The organism is Stenotrophomonas sp. GW821-FHT01H02A, assembly GCF_059422145.1.
In genome coordinates this window covers 232,864-247,315 of the sequence record NZ_JBWKWI010000001.1, presented here as the reverse complement: position 1 = coordinate 247,315, position 14,452 = coordinate 232,864, and the positions used below count along the sequence as shown (strand labels likewise).

The window sequence follows — 14,452 nt, the reverse complement described above, 5'->3', positions numbered from 1 at the left end:
CCACGCGCATGCGCGCCCGTACGCACGCGCTGCGGCAGTCTGCTCTGCAGGGGCGACAGCGCTGCCACGACGGATTACTCGTACCGGATGTCCGCGTCGTAACTGCTGCCGCCGACCTTGCCATCCTTGCCCAGGCTGATCAGGTCATACGGCTGGCCTTCGCCCGGCACGCGGTATTCCAGCGCATGGCCCCACGGGTCGTTGAGGTCGGCCGGCTTGGCATAGGGACCCAGCCAGCCCGCGCTGCCGCTGGGCTGGGTGACCAGATCCTCCAGCTTGGCCGGCAGCTTGCCGGTATCGAGCTGGTAGTTGTCGATCTTGCCGGCCATGGTCTGCACCTGGGCCTTGGCGATGTTGGCCTTGCCACGATCAGCGCCGCCGAGCACGCGGCTGCCGACCAGGGTCAGGACCGCGCCGATCAGCACGATGACGATGATGATTTCCAGCAGGCTCATGCCGGACTGGTGGCGCGCGGACGAGAAGCGGATCAGGCGGCGGCGTTGCATGTGGCAGGCTCCTTGCATCGAATCGTAGGGAATGTTGGCAGCGGCCGGTCAGCCGATGGCATTGGTCAGGTCGTACAGCGGCACCAGCACGGCCACGATCACCAGGCCGACCACCGAGGCCAGCACCAGCGTGATCACCGGCACCAGCGCCGACAGCAGCCGGTCGATCGCGCGGGCGCTTTCCTGCTCGAAGGTGTCCGCGGTCTTGAGCAGCATGGTGTCCAGCGCACCGGATTCCTCGCCGACCTGGATCATCTGCAGCGCCAGCCGCGGGAAGCGCTTGCCACGCGACAACGATGCCGACAGGCCGTTGCCGTTCTTGACCTCGTCGCTGGCGGCATCGACGTCGGCGGCCAGGGCGCGGTTGCTCAGTACGTTGCGGGCGATGCCCAGGCCGGACAACAGCGGCACGCCATTGCGCAGCAGCGTGCCCAGCGTGCGGGCCAGGCGCGCGGTCTCCAGCTTGCCCAGCAGCGGGCCGATGCCCTTGCGCTGCAGCAGCCAGCCATCCACGGCCAGGCGCGAGGCCGGTTGCCGCAGCCGTTGTTCCACCCCCAGCGCGATCACTGCCGGCACCACGATCATGATGATCCAGCCTTCGCGCACCACCAGCCCGGCAGTGAGCACCCATTGGGTGAACCACGGCAGCGCGACATCCAGGCTCTCGTACATCAGCGCGAACTGCGGCACCACGTAGCCCAGCAGGAACAACAGGGCGCCGCCCACCACCGCGAGCAGGATCGCCGGGTAGATCAGCGCGTTGATCACGCGCCCTTTCAACTCGGCGCTGCGCTCGAGGTAGTCCGAGAGCCGCTGCAGGGTGTCGTGCAGGCTGCCGCCGGCCTCACCGGCGCGCACCATGTTGATGTACAGCCGAGAAAACAAGCCGTGCTGGCGTTCCAGCGCGGTCGACAAGGGGGCGCCACCGCGCACGATGTCGCGGATGTCGGTGATCACCCGGCGGGTGCGCTCGTCTTCGGGCAGCTCCAGCAGGATGCTCAGCGCGCGGTCCAGCGGCTGGCCGGCCCCCAGCAGCGTGGCCAGCTGCTGGGTGAACTGCACCAGCGCCCCGCCGTCGAACGGCTTCCTGCGCAGCAGCGCCATCCACGACGATGCACTGGCGACCCCTTCGCTGGCCAGCCGCGCTTCCATCGGCATGTGGCCCTGGTCCTGCAGGCGTGCGACCACATCGGCTTCGCTGGCCGCCTCCATCTGGCCATCGAACAGTTCGCCATGGGCGTTGAGGGCCTTGTAGCGGTACTGGGGCATGCTCAGCTGCCCACCGGGTGCTGGCCATCTGCACGCATCAGGATTCCTCCGTCACGCGCAGCACTTCTTCCAGCGTGGTGTGGCCCTGCAGTGCCTTGGACAGCCCATCCTCGTACATGGTGCGCATGCCGGCGGCACGCGCGATCTGCTCGATCTCGCCCATCCCGGCCCGACGCATCACGGCGCTGCGCAGCGCATCGTTCATCACCAGGAATTCAACGATGGTGGTCCGGCCCAGGTACCCGGTCGGCGCGATCGCCGAGGGCTGCGCGCGATACAGGAAAATCTCGCCTTCCGGCTGCAGCCGGCGCAGACCGAACTTCTCGATTTCTTCGGGTGACGCCAGGTAACGCTGTGCATGCTGCGGCTCCAGCCGGCGCACCAGGCGCTGGGCCAGGATGCCATTGATCGTGGAGGTCAGCAGATAGTCTTCCACGCCCATGTCGAGCAGGCGGGTGATGCCACCGGCGGCATTGTTGGTGTGCAGCGTGGACAGCACCAGGTGGCCGGTGAGCGCGGACTGGATCGCGATGCGCGCGGTTTCCAGATCGCGCATTTCGCCGATCATGATGATGTCCGGGTCCTGGCGCACGATGCTGCGCAGCGCATTGGCGAAATCCAGCCCGATCTGCGGTTTGGCCTGGATCTGGTTGATGCCTTCGATCTGATACTCGACCGGGTCTTCGACGGTGATGATCTTCACGTCGGCGGTATTGAGTTGGCTCAGCGCGGTGTACAGCGTGGTGGTCTTGCCCGAACCGGTCGGGCCGGTGACCAGCAGGATGCCATGCGGCTGTTCCAGCACCTTGCGGAACTGCGGCAGGAACGCGTCGGTAAAGCCGAGCCGGTGGAAATCGAACACCACGGTGTCGCGGTCGAGCAGGCGCATCACCACGCTTTCGCCATGCGCGGTCGGCACACTGCTCACGCGCAGGTCCAGCTCCTTGCCCTGCACGCGCAGCATGATGCGGCCGTCCTGCGGCAGGCGGCGTTCGGCGATGTTGAGCCGCGCCATGATCTTGATGCGGCTGATCACCGCGGCGGTGAGATTGACCGGCGGGCTTTCACCTTCGATCAGCACGCCGTCGACGCGGTAACGCACCTTCAGGCGATTCTCGAACGGTTCGATATGGATATCCGAAGCGCGAAGCTCCACCGCCCGCTGGATCACGAGGTTGACCAGCCGGATCACCGGCGCTTCGGAGGCCAGATCGCGCAGGTGTTCGATGTCATCGACCGCCGCGCCTTCGCCATCGGCGGTTTCGATGATCGCGCCCATCGCACTGCGGCCCTGGCCGAACCAGCGCTCGATCAGATCGTCGATCTCCGAGCGCAGGCCGACATGCAGGCGTACCGGCAGGCCGACCGCCAACTGCACTGCATCGGCCGCATACGGGTCCTGCGGGTCGGACAGCCACAGGTCCAGTGCGTCGTCGTGCAGCGCCAGCGGGCAGGCATGGAACTGCTTGAGGAAACGCAGGGTCAGCGGCAGACCATCGAGCAGGGCCTCCGGCGGTGCTTCCGGCAGCGTCCTGGCATCCAGCAGCGGCAGGCCGAGCACCTCCGCACAGGTCTGTGCATGGTCGCGTTCGGACACCAGTCCCAGCCGCACCAGCAGGCCGAGCAGACTGCCGCCGGACTCCCGGTGCAGCGCACGCGCGCGGGCCAGGTCGCTGTCCTTGAGCCGACCTTTCTCCAGCAACACCGCGACAATACGGGATTCGGCGGTGGATTCTGCAGTGGGATCCTGGGCAACCGCGTTCAAGAATGCTCTCCTGGCAACCGCTGCGACTTTAGCAGTTCACCGCGACCGTACGCGGGATTGCGCGCGCTCCAGACGCAAAAACGGGAGCCCGTCACATGACGGACTCCCGCTGCGCTTTTACCGCCTTACTGGTTGGCGAGGATGCTCACGCCGCTGAACGCGGACTCGCCGACGACCTTGATGTAGTACGTGCCGGCCACCGGCGCAGTGAAGCGCACCGTTTCACTGTTGCCCGGGCGCGTGGACTTGGCGTCGAACGCGGTCGCGGTCGGCTCCTTGCCCTGGCTCACGTAGACCGACACGTTGCCACTGCCGCCGTAAGTGAGCAGGCTCAGCACCTTGCCGGCCTGGGCCTCGAAGCTGTACAGCACTTCGCTGCCGCCGGCACCGCCCAGGCCGCCCACGGCCACCTTGTTGGTCAGCGGGGTGGCCACCGGGCCGCAGTTCTCCGTGCACTCTTCTTCCAGCGCCTTGTCGAGGGCGGCCTTGGCATCGACGATGCCGGTGCCGATCGGGGTAGCGGTCGGGATGGTGACCGGGAAAGCGCGGGCAGTCTGCTTGAGCAGGGCCTCCAGCGCGGCCGGGGTGAGCGGATCCTTGCCTGCGGCGGCGACCGCCCCCTGCACCAGCGCAGCCACTGCCGCGACGTGCGGGGAGGCCATCGAGGTACCGGCCATGCCCATGTAGCTGTAGGCACCGGAGGTCGGGGTGGTCAGGCCGTTGTAACCGGACTGCCAGACATAACCGCCCGGGTTGCCGTCCACGCCGCCACCACCGCCCGGACCGGACAGATCCACGACCGGGCCGAAGTTGGAGTAGTACGCGATGCCACCGGTGATGCGGGTGGCACCGACCGCCACCACGTTGGCGCAGCTGGCCGGACGGAAGTTGGCCGCATTGGAGGCCGAGTTGCCGGCCGCGACCACCACGGTGGTGCCGCGCGAGACCGCCCCGTTGATGGCGTCCTGGTACAGCGCGTCGCAGGCGCCACCACCGCCCAGGCTCATGTTGATGACCTCGGCCGGATTGGCATTGGCCGGAATGCCGGCGACGGTGCCGCCGGAGGCCCAGGTGATCGCATCGGCGATGTCGGAGAGATAGCCGCCGCACTTGCCGAGCACGCGCACCGGCAGTACGCGTGCCTTGTACGCGACACCGGCCATGCCGACACCATTGTTGGTGGATTCGGCGATCGTGCCGGCCACGTGGGTCCCGTGCCAGGAGCTGTCTTCGGCCAACGAACCGGCGTAGCACTCGTTATCGTTCTCGACCCAATCGCCGTAGTCGAGTGCGCCGGGTACCCGGTCATCGGTGGCACGGCGGGAGGTTTCCGCGTCGCTGATGAAGTCGTAACCGGCCAGCAGGTTGCCGGAGAAATCCGGATGCTGCGGCAGGATGCCGGTATCGAGCACCGCCACCACCACGCCTTCGCCCTGGGCGATGTCCCACGCGGCCGGTGCATTGATGCCGCCGGTGGCGCTGTTCAGATGCCACTGGTACTGCGCGTAGTACGGATCGTTCGGCACCAGCTGCGGGGTGGCGTCACGCGGGCGCACATCGGTGCGCTGCAGCTTCACGTCGACTTCGGCGTACTGCACGGAGGGATCGGCCTTGATTTCGGCCAGCACCTTCTGCAGTTCGGCCGGACTCAGGCGGCCCTGCAGGCGGATCAGATCGGCACCGACGCCGAGCTTGCGCACGATCTGCGGGTTCACCGCACTGGCACGCCCGGCGGCGGAGCCACCGACACTGGCGCGGGCGACCGCCGACTGCACGGCCGTCAGCTTGGCCGAGCGATCCGTGGCCGCAGCGCTCCCGGTGCGGTACTTGACGATGATGCGCTCTGCGCCCTGGGCGGCAGCCGGCTGGCGCACCGGCTCCTTGGCCGGCAGGCCCGCGGCATAGGCGCTGGCGCCTGCGGACAACGACAGCACGGCGGCTGCCAGCACATTGATGCGAAGGTTCTGCTTACTGGTCACGTTGACGTCCTCTTCAAGGTCATGGATCAAACGACTGTACAGGCCAACACTCCATGCGAGCTCCCTGGCCGGCCCTGGCCAGGGTTCCCGTGACCCGCCCCCTCAGGCCTTGCATTGCGTTGTGGCGGGGCCGCTGACGGCCCCGCCATGGAACGGCTTACCAGCCGAAGCCGGCACCCACGCCGACCGAGCTGTCATCACTGCTGAAGGCACCGCCCAGGGTCACCGTGGCGCGATCGCTGAGCGCACGCTGGTAGCCCAGCGACAAGGCCGATTCGCCGCCCTGGAAGCCGACGCCGACACCGACGCGGTTCTGCGTCCGCACGCCGGCGGCACTGGTGGCCATGTTGAGCATGGCCGCGCTCATCGCGCCCTGGCGGTCGATGCGACGATCCTGGTGACGCAGGCGCTGGTCGATCTCGCCCTTGTAGATGTCGAAGCTGTCGGCCATCGAGGTGAAGCGCTGGTCGGTGTAGCTGTTGGCGGTGGCGATGCCGCCATCCAGCTGCCCCTTGTTGACCGCATCCGTGGCCTGCGTACCGGCCGCCACGTTGGCGACCTGCCGCTCGTTGCCGACGCTGCCGACCGAGACCGTATCGGCACGATCGGCGACCGAGCCCTGGCCCAGCGCCACCGAGTTGGCCGCCGAGGCGGTCGCGCCCTGGCCGATGGCCGTGGCCGACGCGCCACTGGCCACGGCGCCGTCCCCCATCACTACCGCATTGACTGCCGCGGATGCAGCTGCCGGTGCGCTGAGCGGCTGGCTGCCGCCCACGCTGGCCGCGGTGGGCGTGCCCTGTACCGAGGCGATGGCGTCGTCACTGCTGGCGCTCATGACACTGGTCTCCGCTGCGACGCTGGCAGTGGCGAGCGCGGCGGTGCGTGCCCGTGCCCCGCCACTGCTGCCGCCGGCAACGCGCTGATCCAGATCGCTGACCTTGCGGTCGAGCGCGCCCAGTGCATCGCCCACATTGCTGTACGTCGCGCCCTGGATCACATAGTTCGGCGCGACGAACACGCCCTGCATGCCAACGCTGGCACCGCCGCCGAGGAAGGTGGCGACATCGGTGAGCGACTGGAACAACTGCCCGCCGTTGATCGCCTGGCGACTACCGGACGCGATCGAGCCGCTGCCGACGTTGTCCAGGGTGGTGCCCTGCAGACCCGACAGGGTCAGCGTGTCACGGCTGCTGTCGTCGTAGGTCAGTGCATTGGCGGCGACGTTCTCGACCGAGCCGATGCGGGTATCGATGTCACCCACCTGGGTTTCCACCGCACCGACGCGCTGGTTGGTGGTGTTGAGCTGGCCGCCGGTCACCGCATCGGTGCTGCCCGCGGCGATGCGACCGGCACCCACGTTGACGATGCGGCGCGTAGCCGGCCCATCCGTACCGTTGCCGCCACCGACCGAGACCACGTTGGCTTCGACCGCCCGCGATCCGGCACCCAGCGCGACTGCGTTGGCGCCGGAAACACCCGCGCCGGCGCCGATCGCGATGCTGTTGGCGCCGTTGCTGGCAAACGCACCGTTGCCGATCGCCACCCCGTTGCTGGCATTGGTCGAGGCCTGGCGGCCCAGCACGGTGCTGTTGGCACCGCGTGCCGAGGCATCGGCGCCGACGGCCGTGGCCCCGGTCGCCGAAGCAACGGCGGCGGTTCCCAGCGCGCTGCTGCGGGTGGCGCTGGCGGTGGCACCGGACCCGGCGGCGAGCGCATCACTGCCGCTGGCCGTGGCCACGCCGCTGCCAGTGGCCTGGAAGTGCTTGCCGACCGCGTCGGCGGTCGCGGCGACCCGGTCCAGCTGGGCCTTGTTGACCGCATCGGTGGATTCGGCACCCTCGGCCACGTTCGTGATCTGACGCTCCGAACCGGCTGCACCCACCGAGACGGTGCGGGCGCGGTCCGCCACCGAGGCGGTACCGATGGCGACGCTGTCGGCGGCGGTGGCCGCACTGCTGAAGCCGACCGCCACCGCGCCGTCGGCGCTGCTGGTGCTCATCGCGCCCAGGCTGATGGTGTTGTCCGAACGGGCACGCGCACCGCCACCCAGGGCGATCGCATCCACGCCATCGGCGACGGTATTGCGGGTGATCAGCGCACCGTCGACGACGCCAGCGTAGACGCCACCGATCGCGATCGCGCGATCATCGGTCGAGGTTGCATAGGTGCCCACGGCGATGGCGTTCTGCGCCCCACTGTTGACGCCGGACAGCGTACCGACCGCGATGCCGTTGATGCCGTCTTCGCCCACGCTGGCCAGCGTACCGACCGCGACCGAACTGCTCGCGCCGGCCTGGCTGAGTGCGCCGACGGCCACGCCCAGCGGTCCGCTGGCGTTGGCCAGTTGACCGGCCGCCAGGCTGCCCGCCCCCTGCGCCGAGGCTTCGCGCCCCAGGGCCAAGCTGGAGTCACCGCTGGCCGAACTCCCATAGCCGGACGCGGCGGCGTAATCGGCCGTCGCGCTGCTGCCGTAGCCGCTCGCGGTGGCATAGTTGCCCAGCGCCGTGGCACCGCTGCCCAGGGCCGTGCTGCCATTGCCGATCGCATTGGCGGCTTCACCGGCGGCGAGTGCGTTGTCGCCTTCCACGTAGGCGCCGGCATCGCTGTCGGCACTGCCCGAGGCCTGGAAGTAGCGGCTGGTGGTGCCGGCCACATCGGCAACGGCATTGAGCTGATCGACATTGACCGCGTCGGTGCCTTCGGTACCGGCGGCGACGTTGGTGATCTGCCGTTGCGCGGTGGCGGTGCCGACCGACACCGCGTTGTCACGGTCGGCGACCGAACCGGCACCCAGCGCGACGCTGTTCACGGCCTCCGCGCTGGCACCGGCACCGAGTGCGGTGGCATTGCCCGCATCGGCCCAGGAGTTCCAGCCGATCGCGGTGGCGTAGTCATCCGTCGCCCAGGCACCGGCGCCGAAGGCGGAGGCACCCGTACCCGACGCGCGCGACGGCAGCAGCCCGAAGAAGGTCGTGCCACCGATCGCCACGCTCTCATCGCCGGTGGCCTCGGAGTACTCACCGACCGCGACCGCGCCCGAGCCGGAGGCGTTGGAGGCCGCACCCACTGCCACCGCATAGGCATTGGAGGCCACTGCGCCATAACCGAGCGCGGAGGACAGCTGGCCGGTCGCTTCGCTGTAGCTGCCAAAGGCCGATGCTCCCGCGTCCGACGCGTTGGCGCGGAAACCGTTGGCCGTCGCCTGCTGGCCGGCTGCCGTGGACTGGCTGCCGCTGGCCGTGGCATACGCACCCGCTGCCTGCGCGCCCGCACCGATGGCGCTGGCACCGATCTCGCTTGCGCTGGCACCGTTGCCGATGGCGACGCTATCTTCGCCGGTCGCCTGCGCGTCGCTGCCCAAGGCCGCAGCGCCCTCGGCGCTCGCCAGGGCATTGAAGCCGACGGCCGTGGCGTTGTCGGCGATGGCGGTGGCGCCGCTGCCGAGCGCACTGGCACCGTTGCCGATGGCGTTGGCGGCCTCACCGGCGGCCAGCGCGTTGTCACCTTCCACATAGGCACCGGCGTCGCTGTCATCACTGCCGCTGGCCTGGAAGTACTTGCCGGTGGCTTCGGCGGTGGCCGCCACTTCCTTCAGCTGCGCGACGTTGACCGCATCGGTGTCTTCGGTACCGGCACCGACATTGGTGATCTGGCGATCGATGGCCGCGTGCACCACGCCCGCTGCATCGGTCCAGGCCTGTGCGGCGCCGACCGAAACGGCGTTGGCCCGATCGGCCAGCGAACCGGCACCGAGCGCGACACTGTTGTCGGCGTCCTTGGTGGTCCAGGTGTTGCTGCCGACCACCGTGGAATTCACTGCCTGCGCGTAGCTGTTGTAGCCCACTACGGTGGCACCGTCTTCGGTCGCCCACGCTTCGCTGCCGATGGCGGTGGTCTGGATGCCCTGGGTCACGCTGCCGGCATCCGCACCGGCCAACGCGTTGAAGCCCACGGCCACGCCATCCTCGGCGGTGGCTGCATTGTTGCCAACCGCCACGCCATATTGGCCGGCATTGGCCTGCACGCCGAACGCGGCGCCGGCGATGTCCGCACGCGTGCCCTGGCCGACTGCGGTGGCCACCTCGGCTGCCTGTGCGTTGCTGCCCAGCGCGGTGCCGAAGAAGGCAGCACTGGCATTGGCACCGAACGCGCTGGCCTGCCAGCCGTCGGCGGTGGCGAAGTTGCCGATCGCGGTGGACTCGCGGCCCAGCGCCCACGCACCGTACCCGACCGCCGTCGCGGCCAGCCCCGCCGCCTCCGAGCCAGCGCCGATCGCGACCGCACCGAAGCCCTGCGACAGCGAACCACCGCCGATGGCGACGGATGCTGCACCGGATGCCGCGCTCAGATCGCCGATCGCGACCGCCCCGGCAGCACTGCTGCTGGCATTGCTGCCGATCGCCACGGCGTTGTCACCCGTAACCGTGGCGTTGAAGCCCAGTGCGGTGGATTCGTTGGCGAGCACGGTGCTACCGCTGCCCAGCGCGGTGGCCCCGTTGCCGATGGCATTGGACGCCTCACCCGCGGCCAGCGCGTCATCACCTTCCACGTAGGCACCGGCATCGCTGTCGGCGCTGCCGCTGGCCTGGAAGTACCTGCTGGTGGTGGCGGCCGCATCGGCCACTGCATTCAACTGGTTCACGTTGACCGCATCGGTACCATCGGTACCGGCGGCGACGTGGGTGATCTGGCGCTGCGCGTCGGCACTGCCGACCGACACGCTGTCATCGCGGTCGGCGATCGAATCCGCACCCAGCGCCACGCTGTTCGCCCCGGTGGAGGTCGCTGCATTGCCGAGCGCGGTGCTGTTCACGCCGGGCGACCATGCCCCACCACCGACAGCCGTGGAGTAGTTGCCCGACGCTTCGGTAGGCAGCAGGCCGAACAGCGCACCACCGACGGCCACGCTGTTGATGCCACTGGCCAGGCTGCCCTGGCCGGTGGCGGTGCTGTACGCACCCGAGGCTTCGGCATCACCACCGAGCGCTACGCTGTTGGAGCCGGTCGCCTGCGCGAAGCTGCCCAGCGCGGTGGCGTTGAAGGCCGAGGCCACCGCATACCCGCCGATCGCGGTGGTGTAGTTGGCGGTCGCTTCGGAGGCAAAGCCATAGCCGGCCGACAGCGTGCCGCTGACCACGCTTTCCGCGCCGACCGCGGTCGCACCATCACCGCTGGCGCTGCTGAAGTAGCCCAGGGCCACCGACTCTTCACCGGCCGCGTCGGAGAGCGCGCCACCAGCCAGGCTGCCGGCACCGGAGGCGACGCTGGCCGCACCGGTCGCGGTGCTCTGCTCACCCGAGGCGAGGCTTTCGGCACCGCTGGCGGTTGCGTATTCGGCGGTCGCCTGTGCGTTGGCACCGGTTGCGCTTGCATTGGCACCGCTGGCGACGGCGTTGAAGCCGACGGCACTGGCGTTGTCGGCCAAGGCAAAGGCACCACTGCCGACAGCCGATGCGCCGGTGCCGGCCGCGAAGCTGCTCGAACCGACCGCGGTAGCGTAGTCGCCAGCGGTCGCGGCATTCGCACCGGCAGCGACACTTTCCTCGCCACCGGCGACGGCAACACCGTCACCGCTGGCCTGGAACCGATCGGTGGCGGCGCTCAGCTGATCGAGATTGACCGCATCACTGCCGTCGGTACCGGCGGCGACCTGGGTGATCTGGCGCTGCCGGCCATCGTTGCCGACCGAGACGGTGTAGGCACGATCGGCCACCGCACCCGCACCGAGCGCGACCGCATTGGAGGCTGTCGCGCTGCTGCCTGCCCCGATGCCGATCGCGCTTTCACCACCGGCCACCACGTTGGTGCCGATGGCGATGCTGTTGATGCTGTTGCCCAGGGCCTGGAAGCCGACGGCGACGCTGTTGTCGCCGTAGCCGAACGCACCACGGCCGAGCGCGGTGGAGCTGCTGCCACGCGCCCAGCTGTTGTAGCCGATCGAGGTGGACCCGGTGCCACTGGCCCAGGCCGACTGGCCGACCGCCGTCGCGTTGGCTTCGGTTGCCCATGCACTGGAACCGAAGGCGGTGGCACCATCGGCAGTCGCCCATGCATACGCACCGGTCGCCGTGGTCTCTTCGCCACTGGCGAAGGCGTTGTCGCCCTGCGCCACGCTGTAATCGCCGGTCGCGCGCGCCTTGTAGCCGCTGGCCAGGCTGTTGCTGCCGGTGGCCTGTGCGCCGCTGCCAAACGCATTGCTGGTGGTGCCCGTGGCCTGCGCGCCGGCACCGACGGCGACGCTGTCCGGCGCGGCGGTAGCACCGATCAGGATCGCATTGCCCTGGTCATCGACCAGCGGCTGGTTGTATTCGTCATAGGCCTGGCCCAGCCCACCGATGGCAACACTGCCGTTGCCGGTGGCGCTGCTGTTGCGGCCCAGCGCGACGGTATCGTCGCCGACTGCGGTCGCGCCGCCGCCGACCGCCGTGGCACCGGCACCCAGTGCGTTGCTGGCCTCACCGGCCGCCAGCGCGTCCTCGCCGTCCACGAAGGCACCGCCGGCCGCACCGTTCGCCTTGAACTGCGCCGAGGTCGCCGACGCCGACGTCGCGACTGCATCGAGCTGTGCTTTGTTGACCGCATCGGTCGCTTCGCTGCCCGCAGCGACATGGGTGATCTGGCGCTCATTGCCGACGTCACCGACGGACACGGTGTTGTCGCGGGTGGCGGTGGAGTTGGCGCCAAGGGCGACGCTGTTGGCGCCGCGCGCGGTGCTGTAGAAACCGACGGCCGTGCTCAGCTCACCGCTGGCCCAGGTCTCCGCGCCGAGCGCGGTGGCGCCCTCGCCCGGGGCGTAGGCGAAATAGCCGACGGCGGTCGCCTCGGTACCCGAGGCTTCGCTCAGGGTGCCGTTGGCCACCGCGTAATCGCCACTGGCGATCGCACCTGCACCCACCGCCGTAGCGGCTTCGCCGCTGGCCTGGGTCTGCACGAAGAAGCCCAGCCCCGGCAGCAGATCTGCTGGGCCACCGATGGCCGTGCTGCTGTTGCCGGTCGCCACACTCTGCGTCCCCACCGCAGTGGAGTAGTCGCCGGTCGCATTGGCGACCGCACCGAACGCCGAGGCCTGCGCACCGGCCGCGTACGCACCGACGCCGTACGACGACGCAGCAAACCCGGACGCTTCCGCACTCGCGCCGACCGCCGTGCCGCCCACACCGGCGCTGGTCGCACCGGTATCGACCGGCACCCCGCCATTGGTGATCAGCGGGTTGCCATCGGCATCCACCGCGGCGCCGCCGACGGCCACGCTGCCCGGGCCATTGGCCTGCGCATTGGTACCGAAGGCTGCACTGTTCTGGCCGGTGGCGGTGGCGTTGTAGCCGACCGCCGTAGCGTTCTGCGCGGTGACGGTGGCGCCGCTGCCAAGCGCGGTTGCACCATTGGCCAGCGCGTTGGACGCTTCACCGATCGCGGTGGCGTTGTCGCCTGCCGCGAGTGCGCCGGCATCGCTGTCGCTGCTGCCGGTGGCCTGGAAGTGCTTGTCCGTGTTGGCGGCGACCGCGCCGACTGCATCAAGCTGCGCCTTGTTCACCGCATCGTTTTCTTCGGTGCCGTCGGCGAGATTGGTGATCTGGCGACGCAGGCCGTTTTCCGCGTTGCCGACCGAGACCGTGTCGACCCGATCGGCATACGAACCGGCACCGAGCGCGACGCTCCCGACGGCCACGGCCGCCGAATTCGCACCAAGCGTGGCGCTGAAATCCGCCACCGCGACGCTGAACGCACCGACGGCCACCGAGGCTTCGCCGGCCGTTGCCGCGCCGCGACCCAGCGAGGTGCTGCCCGGACCGATGGCCAACGCACCACCGCCGATCGCAGTGGCGCCGTCGGCGCTGGCTTCGGCCAGGCCGCCGATGGCGGTCGCCGCGCCGTTTTCACTGGCCGCCACTGCCGATGCGCCGAGGGCGACATCGCCGAGGCCAAACGCTGCGGCACTCTGGCCGAGCGCGATGCTGGCATCGCCGAAGGCCATGCTGCCCTGGCCGAACGAACTCGCGCCGAGGCCCGCGGCGATCGAGCCGTTGCCCACCGCGGTGGTCGCGTTGGCGAGTGCCTGGCTGCCACTGCCGAGCGCGGTGGCACCGTCGCCGTCCGCGTTGGCGCTGGCGCCGGCGGCCAATGCGCCGTCACCATCGATCTTCGCCGCGTCGGCGTCGTTGCCGTCACCGTCGGCCTTGAAATAGCGCGTCGCCCCTTCGGCAGCGACCGCCACCTTGTCCAGCTGCGCCTTGTTCACCGCATCCGTAGCGGCGGTGCCGGCGGCGACGTTGGTCACCTGGCGCTCCTTGCCTGCATCACCCACCGACACCGTGTTGGCACGGCTGGCCTTCGAGCCTGCGCCGAGCGCCACGCTGTTGGCGGCCGAGGCGGTGCTGTTGCTGCCGATCGCCACTGCGTTGGTGCCCGTTGCAGTGGCGTTGCCATCGACCACGCAGCTGTCGACGAGGGTGCTGTTGAGGACCAGGCAGTTTGCGTTGCCGCCGACTTCCACCGACTGCGCGTGCGCCGTCTGCAGCGTGCCTGCCGCGCTCAACCCGAGCGTCAACGCGATGGCGGCGGAGAGCACTGCGGTGTTGCGTCCGCCAGAGGTTCGGCGCTGATCGATGACGACACCCGAGGACTGGCTGCTGGCCAATTCCGAGGCGACGACCATCTGCCCCAGTGCTTTGTTCCAGACCTTGCGATAAATCCGATTCATCGATGCGGCTCCTGATTAGGCTGGTTTTAGGCAAAGCGACGCCAACGCCGGACCGCGTGGTCCAACGTCCCCTGGGGGCGTTTTTCGCTTGATTTACTGCGTTGTGCGCAATGGCTGGCAGATACCTACAGCGTGCACGCCATCCATGCGCTTACTGTGGAACTGAACGCTGTCGAAATGAGGATGCAGTGTTAACGTACAGTTTGAACAACGTCAAGACTTTGACATTGAA

The 14,452-nt window shown here is 69.1% G+C and carries 5 protein-coding genes; all 5 read right to left on the bottom strand.

From position 1 onward, the window contains the following. Nucleotides 1–74: 74 nt before the first annotated feature. Complete coding sequence (gspG, locus tag AC07WC_RS01095) at nucleotides 75–506, bottom strand: type II secretion system major pseudopilin GspG (protein ID WP_495208422.1); 432 nt, start codon at nucleotides 504–506, stop codon at nucleotides 75–77. Nucleotides 507–554: 48 nt separating this feature from the next. Beyond that, nucleotides 555–1,775 (bottom strand): type II secretion system protein XpsF, encoded by a 1,221-nt coding sequence (gene xpsF / locus AC07WC_RS01090; protein WP_495208421.1) that lies wholly within the window; start codon nucleotides 1,773–1,775, stop codon nucleotides 555–557. A gap of 37 nt (nucleotides 1,776–1,812) precedes the next feature. Beyond that, a complete protein-coding gene (gene gspE, locus AC07WC_RS01085) occupies nucleotides 1,813–3,540 on the bottom strand; it encodes a type II secretion system ATPase GspE (protein WP_495208420.1) in 1,728 nt (575 codons plus the stop codon). Between the two features lie 125 nt (nucleotides 3,541–3,665). Next, nucleotides 3,666–5,519 carry a S8 family peptidase gene (locus AC07WC_RS01080; protein ID WP_495208419.1) on the bottom strand — a complete coding sequence of 618 codons (1,854 nt, stop codon included), beginning with the start codon at nucleotides 5,517–5,519 and terminating at the stop codon, nucleotides 3,666–3,668. A gap of 157 nt (nucleotides 5,520–5,676) precedes the next feature. Further along, on the bottom strand, nucleotides 5,677–14,220 hold the full coding sequence (locus AC07WC_RS01075) for an ESPR-type extended signal peptide-containing protein (protein WP_495208418.1): 8,544 nt from the start codon (nucleotides 14,218–14,220) through the stop codon (nucleotides 5,677–5,679). Between the last annotated feature and the right edge of the window lie 232 nt (nucleotides 14,221–14,452).

Bases quoted from the DNA above. Each gene is read 5' to 3' on its own strand.
- gspG (WP_495208422.1), bottom strand. From the start codon at position 506: ATGCAACGCCGCCGCCTGATCCGCTTCTCGTCCGCGCGCCACCAGTCC.
- xpsF (WP_495208421.1), bottom strand. From the start codon at position 1,775: ATGCCCCAGTACCGCTACAAGGCCCTCAACGCCCATGGCGAACTGTTC.
- AC07WC_RS01075 (WP_495208418.1), bottom strand. From the start codon at position 14,220: ATGAATCGGATTTATCGCAAGGTCTGGAACAAAGCACTGGGGCAGATG.